The 16470-nt window shown below is 71.8% G+C and carries 10 protein-coding genes; 7 read left to right on the top strand and 3 right to left on the bottom strand.

Going from position 1 to position 16470, the window contains the following annotated elements; genetic code table 11:
- Positions 1-157 precede the first annotated feature (157 nt).
- Positions 158-1003, top strand: coding sequence for a hypothetical protein (locus QIS99_RS07040; protein WP_282511573.1), 846 nt, complete (start codon positions 158-160; stop codon positions 1001-1003).
- A gap of 11 nt (positions 1004-1014) precedes the next feature.
- On the opposite strand, the gene QIS99_RS07035 is transcribed toward QIS99_RS07040, so the two are convergent.
- Entirely contained in the window at positions 1015-1581 is a 567-nt protein-coding gene (locus QIS99_RS07035; RefSeq protein ID WP_349017279.1) for a MarR family winged helix-turn-helix transcriptional regulator, read from the bottom strand.
- A gap of 219 nt (positions 1582-1800) precedes the next feature.
- Between QIS99_RS07035 and QIS99_RS07030 the strand changes: the two genes are divergently transcribed.
- Positions 1801-2709, top strand: a complete 909-nt coding sequence (locus QIS99_RS07030; RefSeq protein ID WP_282511571.1) for a lysozyme — start codon at positions 1801-1803, stop codon at positions 2707-2709.
- A 96-nt stretch (positions 2710-2805) separates the two neighbouring features.
- Here the strand turns inward: QIS99_RS07030 and lon are convergent, their stop codons facing one another.
- Positions 2806-5208 (bottom strand): endopeptidase La, encoded by a 2403-nt coding sequence (lon, locus tag QIS99_RS07025; RefSeq protein ID WP_282511569.1) that lies wholly within the window; start codon positions 5206-5208, stop codon positions 2806-2808.
- A gap of 193 nt (positions 5209-5401) precedes the next feature.
- On the opposite strand from lon, the gene QIS99_RS07020 reads away from it, so the two are divergent.
- The 5 genes from QIS99_RS07020 (at position 5402) to QIS99_RS07000 (ending at position 13237) form a co-directional block, all read left to right on the top strand.
- Positions 5402-6184 carry an SAM-dependent methyltransferase gene (locus QIS99_RS07020; RefSeq protein ID WP_282511567.1) on the top strand — a complete coding sequence of 261 codons (783 nt, stop codon included), beginning with the start codon at positions 5402-5404 and terminating at the stop codon, positions 6182-6184.
- Positions 6185-6348: 164 nt separating this feature from the next.
- Positions 6349-7038: a spermidine synthase family protein gene (locus tag QIS99_RS07015; protein ID WP_408909495.1), complete on the top strand. Its 690-nt coding sequence runs from the start codon at positions 6349-6351 to the stop codon at positions 7036-7038.
- Between the two features lie 101 nt (positions 7039-7139).
- Positions 7140-7877 carry a response regulator transcription factor gene (locus QIS99_RS07010; RefSeq protein ID WP_282511563.1) on the top strand — a complete coding sequence of 246 codons (738 nt, stop codon included), beginning with the start codon at positions 7140-7142 and terminating at the stop codon, positions 7875-7877.
- 131 nt (positions 7878-8008) lie between these two features.
- Positions 8009-9073, top strand: coding sequence for a HAMP domain-containing sensor histidine kinase (locus QIS99_RS07005; RefSeq protein ID WP_282511957.1), 1065 nt, complete (start codon positions 8009-8011; stop codon positions 9071-9073).
- A 324-nt stretch (positions 9074-9397) separates the two neighbouring features.
- Positions 9398-13237, top strand: coding sequence for a multifunctional oxoglutarate decarboxylase/oxoglutarate dehydrogenase thiamine pyrophosphate-binding subunit/dihydrolipoyllysine-residue succinyltransferase subunit (locus tag QIS99_RS07000; protein ID WP_282511561.1), 3840 nt, complete (start codon positions 9398-9400; stop codon positions 13235-13237).
- A gap of 184 nt (positions 13238-13421) precedes the next feature.
- Here the strand turns inward: QIS99_RS07000 and fxsT are convergent, their stop codons facing one another.
- A complete protein-coding gene (fxsT, locus tag QIS99_RS06995; protein ID WP_282511559.1) occupies positions 13422-16391 on the bottom strand; it encodes an FxSxx-COOH system tetratricopeptide repeat protein in 2970 nt (989 codons plus the stop codon).
- Between the last annotated feature and the right edge of the window lie 79 nt (positions 16392-16470).

Below are 16470 nucleotides of genomic sequence, written 5' to 3'. Positions count from 1 at the left end.
GCGCCGGTTGGACGGGCCGGGCCCGCTTTGGCAGGATGCCCCGCCGCTCGCTGCCCGGAGGCTATCAATCCGGCGGAAACCCGGCGTTCGGGCCGCCCATCCGGGCTCCGGGCCCGCCCAAGTCCCGTCGTGTGCAGAGCTCGTGCAGACTGGCCGTATGCGCATCGAACTGGCCACGGAGCCCGGCGACCCGGGGCGCCCCAACGAGGACTACGCCTCGGTCGCGCTCCCCGCTTCCGGCAAGGGGGGAACCCTGGTCCTGCTCGACGGGGTCACGCCGCCGGCCGGGGACTACGGCTGTCTGCATTCCGTCCCCTGGTTCACGGCCCGCCTGGGCGGCGCCCTCGGTGAACTGTCCGGTTCGCGGCGGGATCTGGGCTTGCGGGAGGTCCTGGCCGAGGCCATCGCGCGTACCGCCGAAGCCCACCGCCTAACCTGTGACCTTTCTCACTCCCGCACGCCGCAGGCCACCGTGGTGCTCGTGCGGTGGGACGAGGAGCGGGTCGAGCATCTGGTCCTGTCCGACTCGGCATTGCTGGTGGAGGCGGCCGACGGCACGGTCACCCCGGTCCTCGACGGGCGCCTCGACACCCTGCCCCCGGAGATCGACCGGCTGCGCTCCGCCGTACGCGCCCTGCCCGAGGGCTCGCCCGAACGGGCCGCGGCGGCACGGGAGTACGTCGCCGGGGTGGAGGCGCTGCGGAACGCGGAGGGCGGCTTCTTCACGGCGGCGGCCGACCCGGAGGTCGCCCGGCGCGCGGTGTGCGGGGTGCGGGCGCGCGCCGGGGTGCGCAGTGTCGCGGCGCTGACGGACGGGGCGGCGCGCTGGGTGGAGCGGTTCGGCGCGGGCGACTGGCCGGAGTGCCTGGCGCTGCTCCGGAAGGCGGGCCCGCAGGAGTTGATCGACCGGGTCAGGGCGCTGGAGTCCGCGGACCCGCAGGGGCGGGCGGCGCCGCGCGGCAAGGTGCACGACGACGCGGCGGCGGTGTTCGTCGAGCTGTAACCCGCGCGGGATCAGCTCTCGGAGCTGTCGCCACTGTCGCCGCTGTCGCCGCTGTCGTTCAGCTGGCCGAGCAGCCGGGCCAGTTCGGCCACCTCACGCCGGTCCCAGCCTGCGAGGTGCTGCACGTACTTCGCGCGGCGCGCGTCCCGGACCGTGCGGTAGCGGGCCCGGCCCTCCTCGGTGAGCCGCATCAGGGAGGCCCGCCCGTCGACCGGGTCCGGGTCGCGCGCGACGAGGCCCAGCTCCTCCAGGGCCCGCAGCTGCCGGCTCATCGTGGCCTTGCCGACACCGATGTACGCGGCGAGTTCGGTGGCCCGCTGCGGCCCGCCCTCCTCCAGACGGACGAGCAGTCCGTACGCGGCGGGCTCCAGGTCGGGGTGGACGGCGCGGGCCATCTCACCGGAGGAGGCGCGGGCGCGGCGCAGGAAGACGGTCAACTCGCGTTCGAGAGCGAGGAATTCGACGTCCGCACCTTCGCGGTCCGCGCCTTCGTGGTCCACGCCTTCGCGGTCCGCGTTGGTGTCGGGGCGCGGCTCCGCTCCGCTCGCTCCGCCGCTCTCGTGCACGTCAGCAGCCATGAATCTGGTTCCCGTTCCTGAAAGTTTCGGCACGCGGCGTCGGATCGCCGCAGCTCGGCCAGTATTCCGCAGGAGTAGACCATCGGCAGCCCTCGGACTCTCTCCCGGACGGGGTTCTACGTGCGTAGCGTCGGGTATGACATGCACACGTTCGACTGCTTCGGCGCCGGTTCGTTCCAGGTCCCCCCACCGCACTCTTGAGGCCTTCGGAGGCATGCCATGCCTGTGCACAGATCCGGATCCCCCACCAGACCGCACCGCTCCCCCCGCTCCCTCCGCTCCCTCCGCTCCCTCCGCTCACACCGCTCACACCGCTCACACCGCTCCCGCCGGTCGGCGCTCGCGGTTCTCCTGACCGTTCTGTCCCTGTTATTCGCGTACCCCGCCACCGCGCAGGCGGCCGGGGACGTGCCGCCGCGAGGCAGCGCGTACATGGGCATGGGCGTGATCGAGCACGACGGCCAGGGCCCGCTGCCGCCCGGCGCCCCGCGCGCCGCCGTCGTCCAGACGGAGGGCGTGGACGTCTCCAGCCACCAGGGCAACGTCAACTGGCCGGCGCTCTGGAACAGCGGCGTCAAGTGGGCGTACGTGAAGGCGACCGAGGGGACGTACTACCGGAACCCGTACTTCGCGCAGCAGTACAACGGCTCGTACAACGTCGGGATGATCCGGGGCGCGTACCACTTCGCCACTCCGGACACGACGAGCGGCGCTGCGCAGGCGGACTACTTCGTCGACCACGGCGGCGGCTGGTCGCGGGACGGCAAGACGCTGCCGGGGGCGCTCGACATCGAGTGGAACCCGTACGGGAACCAGTGCTTCGGCAAGTCGCAGGCCGGGATGGTCAGCTGGATCTGGGACTTCGTCAACCGCTACAAGACCCGCACCGGGCGCTATCCGGTGATCTACACGGCGACCAGCTGGTGGAAGACCTGCACCGGCAACTACGCGGGCTTCGCCACGAACCATCCGCTGTGGATCGCCCGCTACAACTCGACGCCGGGGGAGCTTCCGGCGGGCTGGAGCTTCTACACGATGTGGCAGTACACGTCCTCCGGCCCGATCGTGGGCGACCACAACCGGTTCAACGGGGCGTACGACCGGCTGCAGGCGCTGGCCAACGGCTGACGCCGGGCGCCGGACGCCGAGCGCCGAGCGCCGGACGGGCTGAAATTCAGCCCGTCCGGCGTTTGAGGAGCGGGAGGTCCGGGGCCGGAGCCCCCGTTACGCCGCCACCGGCACCCCCACCTCCGCCGGGGTCAGCGCCAGTTCCAGGACCTGGCGGACATCCGTGACCGGGTGGACGTCCAGCTTGTCCAGGACCTCCGCCGGGACGTCGTCGAGGTCCGCCTCGTTGCGCTTCGGGATGACCACCGTCGTGACCCCCGCCCGGTGCGCCGCGAGCAGCTTCTGCTTGACGCCGCCGATCGGCAGCACACGTCCCGTCAGGGACACCTCGCCGGTCATCGCCACATCCGTACGGACCAACCGGCCGGAGAGCAGCGACGCGAGCGCGGTCGTCATCGTGATGCCCGCGCTCGGCCCGTCCTTCGGGACCGCGCCCGCCGGGAAGTGGATGTGCGCGCCCCGGTCCTTCAAGTCGCCCACGGGCAGCTCAAGTTCGGCGCCGTGCGAGCGCAGGAAGGAGAGCGCGATCTGCGCGGACTCCTTCATCACGTCGCCCAGCTGACCGGTCAGGGTCAGCCCCGCCGCGCCCGTCTCCGGGTCGGCCAGGGACGCCTCCACGTACAGCACGTCGCCGCCCGCGCCGGTGACCGCGAGGCCGGTGGCCACGCCCGGCACGGCGGTGCGCCGCTCGGCCGGGTCCTGGGCGGACTCGGGCACGTGGTGCGGCCGTCCGATCAGGCCGCGCAGGTCGTCCGCCGTGACCGTGAACGGCAGCTCGCGCTCGCCGAGTTCGCTCTGCGCGGCGACCTTGCGGAGCAGCCGGGCCACCGAGCGTTCGAGGTTGCGTACGCCGGCCTCCCGGGTGTACTCGCCCGCCAGCTTGCGCAGCGCGCCCTCGTCCAGGGCCACCTCGCCCGGCTCAAGACCGGCCCGCTCCAGCTGGCGCGGGAGCAGGTGGTCGCGGGCGATGACGACCTTCTCGTCCTCGGTGTACCCGTCGAGCCGGACCAGCTCCATGCGGTCGAGCAGCGCCTCCGGGATGGCCTCCAGGACGTTGGCCGTGGCCAGGAAGACGACGTCGCTCAGGTCGAGTTCGACCTCCAGGTAGTGGTCGCGGAACGTGTGGTTCTGTGCCGGGTCGAGGACTTCGAGCAGGGCCGCGGCCGGGTCCCCGCGGAAGTCGGAGCCGACCTTGTCGATCTCGTCGAGGAGGACGACGGGGTTCATCGAGCCCGCCTCCTTGACCGCCCGTACGATCCGGCCGGGCAGCGCCCCCACGTACGTACGCCGGTGGCCCCGGATCTCCGCCTCGTCGCGGACGCCGCCGAGGGCGACGCGGACGAACTCGCGTCCCATGGCGTGCGCGACGGACTCGCCGAGCGAGGTCTTGCCGACGCCGGGCGGGCCGACCAGGGCGAGCACGGCGCCGCCGCGACGCCCGCCGACCACACCCAGGCCCCGGTCGGCACGCCGCTTGCGCACCGCCAGGTACTCGGTGATCCGCTCCTTCACGTCCTCCAGGCCCGCGTGCTCGGCGTCGAGCACGGCCCGCGCGCCCCGGATGTCGTACGCGTCCTCCGTGCGCTCGTTCCACGGCAGTTCGAGGACGGTGTCCAGCCAGGTGCGGATCCACGAGCCCTCCGGGGACTGGTCGCTGGCCCGCTCCAGCTTGTCGACCTCCTTGAGCGCGGCCTCGCGGACGTGCTCGGGCAGGTCGGCGGCCTCGACGCGGGCGCGGTAGTCGTCGGACTCCTCGCCCTCCGCCTCCCCGCCCAGCTCGCGCAGCTCCTTGCGTACGGCTTCGAGCTGGCGGCGGAGCAGGAACTCGCGCTGCTGCTTGTCGACGCCCTCCTGGACGTCCTTGGCGATGGACTCGGCCACGTCCTGTTCGGCGAGGTGGTCGCTGAGCAGCTTCGCGGCGAGCTTCAGGCGCTCCACCGGGTCGGCGGTCTCCAGGAGTTCGACCTTCTGCGCGGTGGTCAGGAAGGGCGAGTAGCCGGAGTTGTCGGCGAGCGCGGAGATGTCGTCAATCTGCTGGACCCGGTCCACGACCTGCCAGGCGCCGCGCTTCTTCAGCCAGCTGGTGGCCAGCGCCTTGTACTCCTTGGCCAGTTCGGTGACGGCGCCCGGCAGCGGTTCGGGCACGGTCTCGTCGACCTCGATGCCCTCCACCCACAGGGCGGCGCCGGGCCCGGTCGTGCCCGCGCCGATCTGCACGCGCCCACGGCCCTTGATCAGCGCGCCGGGGTCGCCGTCGGCGAGGCGGCCCACCTGCTCGACGGTGCCGAGGACGCCGGTCGCGGCGTACGTGCCGTCGATACGCGGGACGAGCAGGACCTGTGGCTTCCCGGTCTGCCCGCGCGCCGCGGCCTGTGCGGCCTCCACCGCGGCTCGTACGTCGGGGTCGTTGAGGTCCAGGGGCACCACCATGCCGGGCAGCACGACCTCGTCGTCGAGCGGAAGGACGGGCAGGGTGAGCGGTGCGGACGTCGATGCCATGATCTCCCCTTCGGCAGTCAAGTTGAGCTATGTGGACTCAATGCCGCTGGGGGGCGGGATGTTCCCTCGGGGACGTTCGCTGTAAGCGATCAGCGGCCACGAAGGGGGCGCGGCGAACTGCGCGACCAGCCACGACGGCGCCGCAGAGCAGACCCCCACGACAACCCGCGCCCCCCTTCGGCATGATGCGCCCATGGACCGACTCCGACAGAAGCTCAGCACGATCGCGCACGGCGACCACCCCATCGCCGGCCCCCTGCACGAATCAACGGTGCGCGACCTCCTCGACCTCGCCCTGCCGCACGGCGACGAGCGCGTCCTCGACCTCGGCTGCGGCGAGGGCGCCTGGCTGCTGCGGGCCGCCGCCGAGCGCCCCGGCGTCCGCGCCGACGGGGTCGACGTGAACGAGTGGGCGCTCGACATCGGCCGCGAGCGGATCGCCGCCGCCGGGCTCGCCGACCGGGTCGCGCTGCACCAGGAGGACGCCACCGCGTACAGCGCCCCGAACCAGTACGACGTCGTCCTCTGCGTCGGCGCCACGCACGCCTTCGGCGGCCTGCTGCCCACCCTGGAGGCGGCCCGCAAACACCTCGCGCCCGGCGGCACGCTGATCGTCGGCGACGGGTTCTGGGAGAAGGCGCCCGGCCCCGAGACCCTGCGGGCCGGCTTCGCCGAGGACGAGTTCATGTCCCTGTCGAACACCGTCGACCAGGCTCTGCTCGACCAGTGGATCCCCGTCCACGGCCACGTCAGCTCGCTCGCCGAGTGGGACGCGTACGAATGGGCCTGGACCGGCACCCTGTCGCGCTGGGCCCTGGACAACCCGGGCGACCCGGACAGCGCGGAGGCCCTGCAGACCGCCGCCCAGCACCGCGAGGAGTGGCTGCGCGGCTACCGCGGCACCCTCGGCTTCCTCACGCTGCTCCTGCGCCAGGCCGCCCGCCCGGAACCGCAGCACACCCTGTTCCGCCACTGACCCCGACCGCCCCGAGCCCGCGAACCCCCTTGCCCTGACCTCCCGTTGGACACTGGTTGGACACGAGTTGGTCACCCCCGTACCGGCCGCCACCGGCCGTTACGGGGGTGACCACCCGCAGGGCGCACCCGGGCCGCCCCGCCCCACCCCGCAGAATGGACCGCATGCACGACCCGTACGCCACCGGGCAGCAGCCCGTCGTCCTCGACCGCCGCACCGGACCGCACGGCGAAGTGGTGCTGCGCAGGCACGGCGAGCTGCTGCAGATCATCGCCAACGGCACGTTCCTGATGGACACCTCGGACGGGCGCTCCGAGCGGCTGCTCGTGGACGCCGCCCGCGACGCCCTCGACGACCGGCCGGGCCCTTCCGTCCTGATCGGCGGCCTGGGCGTCGGCTTCTCCCTCGCGCACGCCGCCGCCGACCCGCGCTGGGGCCGGATCACCGTCGTCGAGCGCGAGGCCGCCATCGTCGACTGGCACCGCACCGGCCCCCTCGCCCCGTACACCGCCGAGGCGTTCGCCGACCCGCGCACCCGGATCGTCGAGGCCGACCTCGTCGCCCACCTCCACGACGAGCGCGCCGGGCAGTACGACGCGCTCTGCCTGGACATCGACAACGGCCCCGACTGGACCGTCACCGAGGACAACGACAGCCTCTACTCCCCCGCCGGACTCGCCGCCTGCGCGGCCCGGCTGCACCCCGGCGGCATCCTCGCCGTCTGGTCCGCCCAGCCGTCCGCCGGATTCGAGAAGGCTCTGCGCAATGCCGGTTTCGACGCGGTACGTACGGAAGAAGTCGCCGTTGCCCGGGGCGTTCCGGACGTCGTGCACCTCGGCGTCAGGGCTGCGTAGCCGAGGGCCCGTAACTCCCCGTACGCTCTGACCCGACACACGCAGGATCTTTACTGCGGATCCACCGAAGGCATTCAAGGCGCATCTTCAGGGGCGGGGCCATGGAGCAGACACACACCTCCCACAACGGCACGGCGCCCACGCCGGGTGCCCAGCGCCGGGTCCTCGTCATCGAGGACGATCCGACCATCGTCGACGCCATCGCCGCCCGGCTGCGCGCCGAGGGCTTCCTCGTCCAGACCGCGGCCGACGGCCCGTCCGCCGTGGACACCGCCGAGGCCTGGCAGCCCGACCTGCTGATCCTGGACATCATGCTGCCCGGCTTCGACGGCCTTGAGGTCTGCCGCCGGGTCCAGGCACAGCGCCCGGTGCCGGTCCTGATGCTGACGGCGCGTGACGACGAGACGGACATGCTGGTCGGTCTCGGTGTCGGCGCCGACGACTACATGACGAAGCCGTTCTCCATGCGGGAGCTGGCCGCCCGCGTGCACGTCCTGCTCCGCCGGGTGGAGCGCGCCGCGCTCGCCGCCGCGACGCCGCGCAGCGGCATACTCCGCCTCGGCGAGCTGGAGATCGACCACGCGCAGCGCCGGGTGCGGGTGCGCTCCGAGGACGTGCACCTCACGCCCACCGAGTTCGACCTGCTCGTCTGCCTGGCCAACACCCCGCGCGCGGTGCTCTCCCGCGAGCAGCTGCTCGCCGAGGTCTGGGACTGGGCGGACGCCTCCGGCACCCGTACCGTCGACAGCCACATCAAGGCGCTCCGCCGGAAGATCGGCGCGGAGCGCATCCGTACGGTGCACGGGGTGGGGTACGCCCTGGAGACCCCCACGCCGTGAGCGGGCGCACCACACTGCGCGCGGCGCTGCGCCCCGCGCGGCTGCTCGCGGCGCTGCGGTCGAGGCGGCTGTTCGCGGCGGTGCGGCAGCCCAAGGCGCTCCTCGCGGGGCTGCTGCGGCAGCCGGCCGCGATGCACGACCTGCGGCCGTTCTCGATCAAGACGAAGCTCGGCACCCTCGTGGTGGTCTCGGTCTTCATCACCACGGGCCTGCTGATGGTCGCCGTGCGCACCGAGACCGAGCTGCGCTTCATCACCGTCTTCTCGGTGATCGCCACCCTGCTCATCACCCAGTTCGTGGCGCACTCGCTGACCGCGCCCCTGGACGAGATGAACACCGTGGCCCGGTCCATCTCGCACGGCGACTACACCCGCCGGGTCCGTGGTGCAGGGCGCCGCGACGAACTCGGCGACCTGGCCGGCACGATCAACCGCATGGCCGACGACCTGGAGGCCCAGGACCAGCACCGCAAGGAGCTGGTGGCCAACGTGTCGCACGAGCTGCGCACCCCGATCGCGGCCCTGCGCGCGGTCCTGGAGAACGTCGTCGACGGCGTCTCCGAGGCCGACCCGGAGACCATGCGGACCGCCCTGAAGCAGACCGAGCGCCTCGGCCGCCTGGTGGAGACGCTGCTCGACCTGTCCCGCCTGGACAACGGCGTGGTCCCGCTGCGCGCCCGCCGCTTCGAGGTGTGGCCGTATCTGTCGGGCGTCCTGAAGGAGGCCCAGCTGTCCGGCGCGGCCGGCGTGCAGCGTCAGGGCATGCCGTCCGGCTCGGGCCGGCACACGCGTACGGACGTCCATCTGCACCTCGACGTGTCGCCGCCGGAGCTGACCGCGCACGCCGACGCGGAGCGGCTGCACCAGGTCGTGGCGAACCTCATCGACAACGCGGTGAAGCACTCACCGCCGCACGGCCGGGTCACGGTTCGGGCCCGGCGCGGGCCGGCGCCCGAGTCGCTCGACCTGGAAGTGCTCGACGAGGGCCCCGGCATCCCCGAGTCCGAGTGGCACCGCGTCTTCGAGCGGTTCAACCGCGGTACGGCGGCGGGCAAGCACGGCCCGGACAACGACGGCGGCACCGGTCTCGGCCTCGCCATCGCGCGCTGGGCGGTCGATCTGCACGGCGGCCGGATCGGGGTGGCCGAATCCACTCGCGGCGCCCGGATCCAGGTCACCCTTCCGGGAATCCCCTGACACCCGCCGTTGACGTAGGGTTCGAAGCGGAAGCACAAGATCTTCGAATCTTCGGCTCGACGCGAACATCGCAGCGGGGAGTTCACGGGGAGCGACGTGCTCCGAGCCGAGGGTGCGGCCCGCGAAGAGGCCGCAACCGCGGGCCGTCGTACCCAGCCGCAGCGGAACCTCGCTTGTTTCCCGCCATTTACGGCACCGAAACACGCGATCCAATGTGACTTACGCGACCAAAGTCCCGCCCGGTCTGCACCTCTCGGCCACGGAGGCGTAGCCTTTATTCCCGCTGTCCATCACCTTGTGAAGCGGAAGAGGGCGGTTACCGCCGTGTCGCCAGAGTCCCCCAGTAACGCGAGCACCACGACCGAGACCGGCCAAGGCCAGCAGGGCAAGAGCCCTGCCGCCGCCTTCGGTCCCAACGAGTGGCTCGTCGACGAGATCTACCAGCAGTACCTCCAGGACCCGAACTCGGTTGACCGAGCCTGGTGGGACTTCTTCGCCGACTACAAGCCGGGGGGCGCCACCGCCGCTCCGGCGCAGCCGACGCAGGCTCCCGCCACCGGTACCGCGGCCGCGGGGGCTGCGGGGACCCCCACCAAGCCGAGCGCCCCCGCCGGCGTCTCGACGCAGACCCCGGCCCCGGCCAGGCCCGCAGCGGACGCTCCCGTCCCCGCTGCCGCCCCGGCGAAGCCCGCGGCCCAGGCCGCGCCCGCCGCCAAGCCGGCCGCCGCTCCCGCCGCGAAGCCCGCGCCCGCCGCGCCCGCGGCGAAGAAGGCCGAGCCCGCCGCTGAGGCCCCCGCGGGCCCCGAGCTGGTCACGCTGCGCGGCCCCGCCGCGGCCGTCGCGAAGAACATGAACGCCTCGATCGACGTCCCCACGGCCACGTCCGTGCGCGCGGTCCCGGTGAAGCTGCTCTTCGACAACCGGATCGTCATCAACAACCACCTGAAGCGCGCCCGGGGCGGGAAGATCTCCTTCACCCACCTCATCGGGTACGCGATGGTGCAGGCCATCAAGGCCATGCCGTCGATGAACCACTCCTTCGCCGAGAAGGACGGCAAGCCGACCCTGGTCAAGCCGGAGCACATCAACTTCGGCCTCGCCATCGACCTGGTCAAGCCCAACGGCGACCGCCAGCTCGTGGTCGCGGGCATCAAGAAGGCCGAGACCCTGAACTTCTTCGAGTTCTGGCAGGCCTACGAGGACATCGTCCGCCGCGCCCGCAACAACAAGCTGACGATGGAGGACTTCTCCGGCGTCACGGTCTCCCTGACCAACCCCGGCGGCCTCGGCACCGTCCACTCCGTGCCGCGCCTGATGCCCGGCCAGTCCGTGATCATGGGCGTCGGCTCCATGGACTATCCGGCGGAGTTCCAGGGCACCTCCCAGGACACCCTGAACAAGCTCGGCATCTCGAAGGTCATGACGCTCACGTCGACCTACGACCACCGGGTCATCCAGGGCGCCGCCTCCGGCGAGTTCCTGCGCATCGTCGCCAACTTCCTCCTCGGCGAGGAGGGCTTCTACGACGACATCTTCAAGTCGCTGCGCATCCCCTACGAGCCGGTCCGCTGGCTCAAGGACATCGACGCCTCGCACGACGACGACGTCACGAAGGCCGCCCGCGTCTTCGAGCTGATCCACTCCTACCGGGTCCGCGGCCACGTCATGGCCGACACCGACCCGCTGGAGTACCGCCAGCGCAAGCACCCCGACCTGGACATCACCGAGCACGGCCTCACCCTGTGGGACCTGGAGCGGGAGTTCGCGGTCGGCGGCTTCGCCGGTCAGTCGATGATGAAGCTGCGCGACATCCTCGGCGTGCTGCGTGAGTCGTACTGCCGCACCACCGGCGTCGAGTTCATGCACATCCAGGACCCGAAGCAGCGCAAGTGGCTGCAGGACCGCATCGAGCGCCCGCGCAACAAGCCGGAGCGCGAGGAGCAGCTGCGCATCCTGCGCCGCCTGAACGCCGCCGAGGCGTTCGAGACGTTCCTGCAGACCAAGTACGTCGGCCAGAAGCGGTTCTCCCTGGAGGGCGGCGAGTCCGTCATCCCGCTGCTCGACGCGGTCATCGACTCGGCCGCCGAGTCGCGCCTGGACGAGGTCGTCATCGGCATGGCCCACCGCGGCCGCCTCAACGTCCTCGCCAACATCGTCGGCAAGTCGTACGCGCAGATCTTCCGGGAGTTCGAGGGCAACCTCGACCCGAAGTCGATGCACGGCTCCGGCGACGTGAAGTACCACCTGGGCGCCGAGGGCACCTTCACCGGTCTCGACGGCGAGCAGATCAAGGTCTCCCTCGCCGCGAACCCCTCGCACCTGGAGGCGGTCGACCCGGTCCTGGAGGGCATCGCCCGCGCCAAGCAGGACATCATCAACAAGGGCGGCACGGACTTCACGGTCCTGCCGGTCGCGATCCACGGCGACGCGGCCTTCGCGGGCCAGGGCGTCGTGGCCGAGACCCTGAACATGTCGCAGCTGCGCGGCTACCGCACCGGCGGCACCGTGCACGTCGTCATCAACAACCAGGTCGGCTTCACGGCGGCGCCCGAGTCCTCGCGCTCCTCCATGTACTCGACCGACGTGGCCCGGATGATCGAGGCCCCGATCTTCCACGTCAACGGCGACGACCCCGAGGCCGTCGTCCGCGTCGCGCGCCTGGCCTTCGAGTTCCGGCAGGCGTTCAACAAGGACGTGGTCATCGACCTCATCTGCTACCGCCGCCGCGGGCACAACGAGTCGGACAACCCGGCGTTCACGCAGCCGCTGATGTACGACCTGATCGACAAGAAGCGCTCGGTGCGCAAGCTCTACACCGAGTCCCTGATCGGTCGCGGCGACATCACCCTCGAAGAGGCCGAGCAGGCGCTGCAGGACTACCAGGGCCAGCTGGAGAAGGTCTTCACCGAGGTCCGCGAGGCCACCCAGCAGTCCGTTCCGGGTGAGGTCCCGGGCGCCGAGGCCGAGTTCCCGGTCACGGTCAGGACGGCCGTCTCGCAGGAGGTCGTCAAGCGGATCGCCGAGTCCCAGGTCAACATCCCCGACCGGGTCACCGTGCACCCGCGCCTGCTGCCCCAGCTGCAGCGCCGCGCGGCCATGGTCGAGGACGGCACGATCGACTGGGGCATGGGCGAGACCCTGGCCATCGGCTCGCTGCTCCTGGAGGGCACCCCGGTCCGCCTCGCGGGCCAGGACTCCCGCCGCGGCACCTTCGGCCAGCGCCACGCGGTCCTCATCGACCGCGAGACCGGCGACGACTTCACGCCGCTCCTTTACCTCTCGGACGACCAGGCGCGCTACAACGTCTACGACTCCCTCCTCTCCGAGTACGCGGCGATGGGCTTCGAGTACGGCTACTCGCTGGCCCGTCCCGAGGCGCTCGTGATGTGGGAGGCGCAGTTCGGTGACTTCGTCAACGGCGCGCAGACGGTGGTGGACGAGTTCATCTCGTCCGCGGAGCAGAAGTGGGGCCAGCACTCCGGTGTGACCCTGCTGCTCCCGCACGGGTACGAGGGCCAGGGCCCGGACCACTCGTCCGCACGCCCGGAGCGGTTCCTGCAGCTGTGCGCGCAGAACAACATGACGGTCGCGATGCCGACGCTCCCGTCGAACTACTTCCACCTTCTGCGCTGGCAGGTGCACAACCCGCACCACAAGCCGCTGATCGTCTTCACCCCGAAGTCGATGCTGCGCCTGAAGGCCGCGGCGTCCAAGGCGGAGGAGTTCACGACGGGCGGCTTCCGTCCGGTCATCGGCGACGAGTCGGTCGACCCGGCCGCCGTCCGCAAGGTCGTCTTCTGCGCGGGCAAGGTCTACTACGACCTGGAGGCCGAGCGGCAGAAGCGCGGCGCCACGGACACGGCGATTATCCGCATCGAGCGTCTGTACCCGCTGCCGGGTGCCGAGCTCCAGGAGGAGATCGCCAAGTTCCCGAACGCCGAGAAATACCTGTGGGCGCAGGAGGAGCCGGCGAACCAGGGTGCCTGGCCGTTCATCGCGCTCAACCTGATCGACCACCTGGACCTGGCCGTCGGCGCCGACATCCCGCACGGCGAGCGCCTGCGCCGCATCTCGCGTTCGCACGGCTCGTCCCCGGCGGTCGGCTCGGCCAAGCGCCACCAGGCCGAACAGGAGGCGCTGGTCGCGGAGGTCTTCGACGCGTGACGCCGCGCTAGCTTGAGCGGTACGTGAACCGGGCCGCACCCCTTTTTCGGGGTGCGGCCCGGTTTCGTGGTCGGGGTGCGGCGCGGTTTCGTGGTCGGGGTGCGGCGCGGTTTCGTGGTCGGGGTGCGGCGCGGTTTCGTGGTCGGGGTGCGGCGCGGTTTCCTTGCCTGCCGGGCAGGCTCCGTCAGATGGTCTGCGGCTCGAAGTCCCAGTAGGGCCGACGCCCCTCGAACATGTACCGCACCTGCCGGTGCTTGTCGTAGAGGTTCTCCTCAAGGACGGTCAGCGCCTCTTGGTGCACCTGCTCGGCCTCCTCGGCGGCACCGCTCGCGCGCAGGTCCTGTGCCAGGCCCGCCGCCACGTTCAGGGACAGCACGTGCCGCTCGCCGATCTCGGCGCGGGCCCGGCCCAGCGCGTCCCGCCCCAGGTCCACGGCACCGGCCAGGTCACCGGTGGCCGCCCGCGCGGACGCGCTGTTCATCGCGCAGCCGATGGCCCAGACGTGCTGCCGGCCCAGGGCCCGCTCCATCCGCCAGCGGGCCTCCTCGGCGCGGGCCAGGGCGCCTTCGTGCTCGCCCTGGCAGCGCTGGATCAGCGCGCAGTTGTCCAACACGCCCGCCGCGTAAGGGTGGTGCCCCCCGAGCAGCAGCCGGTAGCGGCCGAGGGTGTCCTCGGCCAGTTCCCGCGCCTCGTCGAGGGTGCCCTGCTCGCGCAGCAGCATCGCGTAGTCCGTACTCACGAGCAGCGTCTCCGGGTGGCCGGGGCCGCGGCGGCGGGAGAGGCGGTCCAGGACCGACTTCATCATCAGCCGGGCGAAGCCGATGTCGCCCTCGCGGCGCCGGCACAGCGCGAGGTTGTGCTGCGAGAGCAGGCTCTGGCTGTGGTTCTTGTCGAAGACCTGGGAGTGCAGATGGCTGTTCTGCTCCTGGAGGTCCAGGGCCTCGCCGTACCGCCCGAGAAGGCGGAGCATCCAGGCGGTGTGCAGGCCCGCGTGCAGGGTGGACTGGCTTCTGCCGCCGAGGAGTTCGATGCTGGACCGCAGAACGGCCTGGTGCAGCTCGTGCGACTCCTCGTAGCGGCCGCTGAGGCCGAGCGCGATGGCCAGGTTGCTGCGCGTGGCCAGCGTGCGCGGCACCCCCTCCTCGCCGAGGGCATCGGCGGACAGGGCCGCTGCGTCCGCGAGCAGGGAGCGGGCCTCCTCGTAGTGGCCGAGGGCCATCAGGGTGCCGGCGAGCCCGTTCTTGGCCCGCACCACCTGGACCGGGCCCGGTTCCGGTACGGAGGTCACCGCGGCCAGGACCTGGCGGCCCAGCTGCTCCGCCGCGCCGTAGTCGCCCAACCGCCGTTCCATCACCATGAGTTGGTGGGAGGCGACGAGCACCTTCGGGTCGGTGGCCCCGGACACCGGCGTCCACGCGTCCACGGTGGCCCGGCAGAGCCGGACGCCCTCCTTGTACTCGCCGCGCACCCGCAGGTACTCGATGCAGTTGAGGACGAGGGTGCGCACGTCGGGGGAGGTGGAGGTGAGCGCGCCGGTCTCCTCCAGGTGCGGGATCAGCTCGGCGTACCGCGCCCAGTTGCCCGCGTCCCCCGGGTCCCTCGGATCGGCCGCGACCAGTACCTGGCAGGCGATCGCGGAGGCCGCCGCCTGCCGTTCCGCGCTGAGCTGCAGGCGGACGAAGCGGTGGAACATGCGGTGCATCTGCAGCGCGGACACGACCTTGGTGTCCAGATACGGCCCCTGGTCGTACTCCAGGCGCATCGAGGTGGCCTCGGACAGCTTGCGCAGGGTCGCGTTCCAGCTGCTCGGCTCGGCCACGAGCGCGGCCAGATGGTCCGGCAGGTCGGCTGCCCGCGCGGTGCGCAGCAGGCGTACGGGGATGGCGTCCGGCGAGAAGAACACCAGCAGGCAGAGGAGTTCGTGCGCGTGCGGGTGCTTGTCGCGCAGCGTGTTGAGGGTGATGCCCCAGACCATCTGGAACGTGCGGTCGGCGCCGTCGGTCGAGACGTCGATCTCGTGCGGGTTCGCCTCGCGGAGGTCTCGTAGGTAGCCGGCGACGTCGACGGTGGCGTTGCTGTCGAGCCAGGCCGCCGTCTGGGCGAGCAGCAGGGGCAGGTCCTGCACGGCGTCGGCGAGTTCGGCCGCCGCGTCCCTGCTGAGTCTGTTGGTACGCAGGCAGGCGAAGGTGACGGACTCGTCCCGCTCGAAGGGCTTCAGCTCCACGAGCTCCGCTCCGCTGCCGCCCCACAGGGTGTTCGTCGTGGTGATCAGCAGGTCGCCGGGGCCCTCGGGCAGGATCGCGGCGTGCTCTTCGGGCTCCTCGGCCCCGTCGAGGACGATCAGCCAGCCGCTCCGCTTCTCCAGCGCCCGTTTGACCGCGTCGATGCGGCCGGGCAGCGCGTCGCCGTGGTCCACGGGCAGGCCCAGCTTGTCGGCGAGTCCCGCGAACTCCTCCCGGGCGGTGGCGCGTTTGGCCGCGTTGACCCACCACACCGTGTCGTACTCGGCGGCGTGCCGGTGCACGTACTCGATGGCGGTGTGCCGCTTGCCGACTCCCTGGACGCCGTGCAGCGCGACGCGCGCGCCGTCACCGCCGGTGGTGAACTTCTCATGCAGCTCGGCGAGTACGGCCTCCCGGCCGGTGAAGCGGCTGTTGTGGCGGGGGGTGTTCCGCGCCTTCCAGGTGGTGTCGGGGAAGCGTCCGCGGCTGAGGTCGACGGGCCGGTCCGACACCGGGGTCAGGCCGATGGCGGCGAGCAGCCGGGCCTCGACGACCTCGGCCCTGAACCCGCGGAGCTCCAGGACCGGCCCCAGCCGGGTGAGCCCCTCCGGCACCGGTGAGGCGGTCACGGAGACCATGACGAGGCGTTCGCGGACGTCCGGCGCCAGCTCGCGGACGAGGTCGCCCCAGGCGTCGGGGCGGCGGTGGTCCACGCGCAGGAACCAGTCGTCGAGGACGAGCACGATCGGCCCCGGCCGGGCGGTGATCCCGGCGAGGTCCTCGGCGTCCGGACGCCGGCGCAGCGGGTCCCACAGCACCGAGCTGGTCTCTGCGCCCAGCCTGGACAGCCGCTCGCTCATCCAGGCGGCCCAGTGGGCGGACTGGCCTGCGTGGACGAGGGCGAGGTGCTGTGGCTGGTCTGGAGCGGTCATGCGGGGGAGCCTCCTCCGTGCCTCTTCGGGAGGTTACGTTGCTGTTCGTCAAGTACCGTCAAGTACCGTTAAAGATAGG

The sequence above is a fragment of the Streptomyces solicavernae genome (assembly GCF_029968095.1).
Lineage (GTDB): Bacteria > Actinomycetota > Actinomycetes > Streptomycetales > Streptomycetaceae > Streptomyces > Streptomyces solicavernae.
This window is presented reverse-complemented; position numbering and strand designations above follow the sequence as displayed.

Bases quoted from the DNA above. Each gene is read 5' to 3' on its own strand.
- lon (WP_282511569.1), bottom strand. From the start codon at position 5,208: ATGGCATCGACGTCCGCACCGCTCACCCTGCCCGTCCTTCCGCTCGAC.
- QIS99_RS07015 (WP_408909495.1), top strand. From the start codon at position 6,349: ATGCACGACCCGTACGCCACCGGGCAGCAGCCCGTCGTCCTCGACCGC.
- QIS99_RS07035 (WP_349017279.1), bottom strand. From the start codon at position 1,581: ATGGCTGCTGACGTGCACGAGAGCGGCGGAGCGAGCGGAGCGGAGCCG.
- QIS99_RS07010 (WP_282511563.1), top strand. From the start codon at position 7,140: ATGGAGCAGACACACACCTCCCACAACGGCACGGCGCCCACGCCGGGT.
- QIS99_RS07005 (WP_282511957.1), top strand. From the start codon at position 8,009: ATGCACGACCTGCGGCCGTTCTCGATCAAGACGAAGCTCGGCACCCTC.
- QIS99_RS07020 (WP_282511567.1), top strand. From the start codon at position 5,402: ATGGACCGACTCCGACAGAAGCTCAGCACGATCGCGCACGGCGACCAC.
- QIS99_RS07030 (WP_282511571.1), top strand. From the start codon at position 1,801: ATGCCTGTGCACAGATCCGGATCCCCCACCAGACCGCACCGCTCCCCC.
- fxsT (WP_282511559.1), bottom strand. From the start codon at position 16,391: ATGACCGCTCCAGACCAGCCACAGCACCTCGCCCTCGTCCACGCAGGC.
- QIS99_RS07040 (WP_282511573.1), top strand. From the start codon at position 158: ATGCGCATCGAACTGGCCACGGAGCCCGGCGACCCGGGGCGCCCCAAC.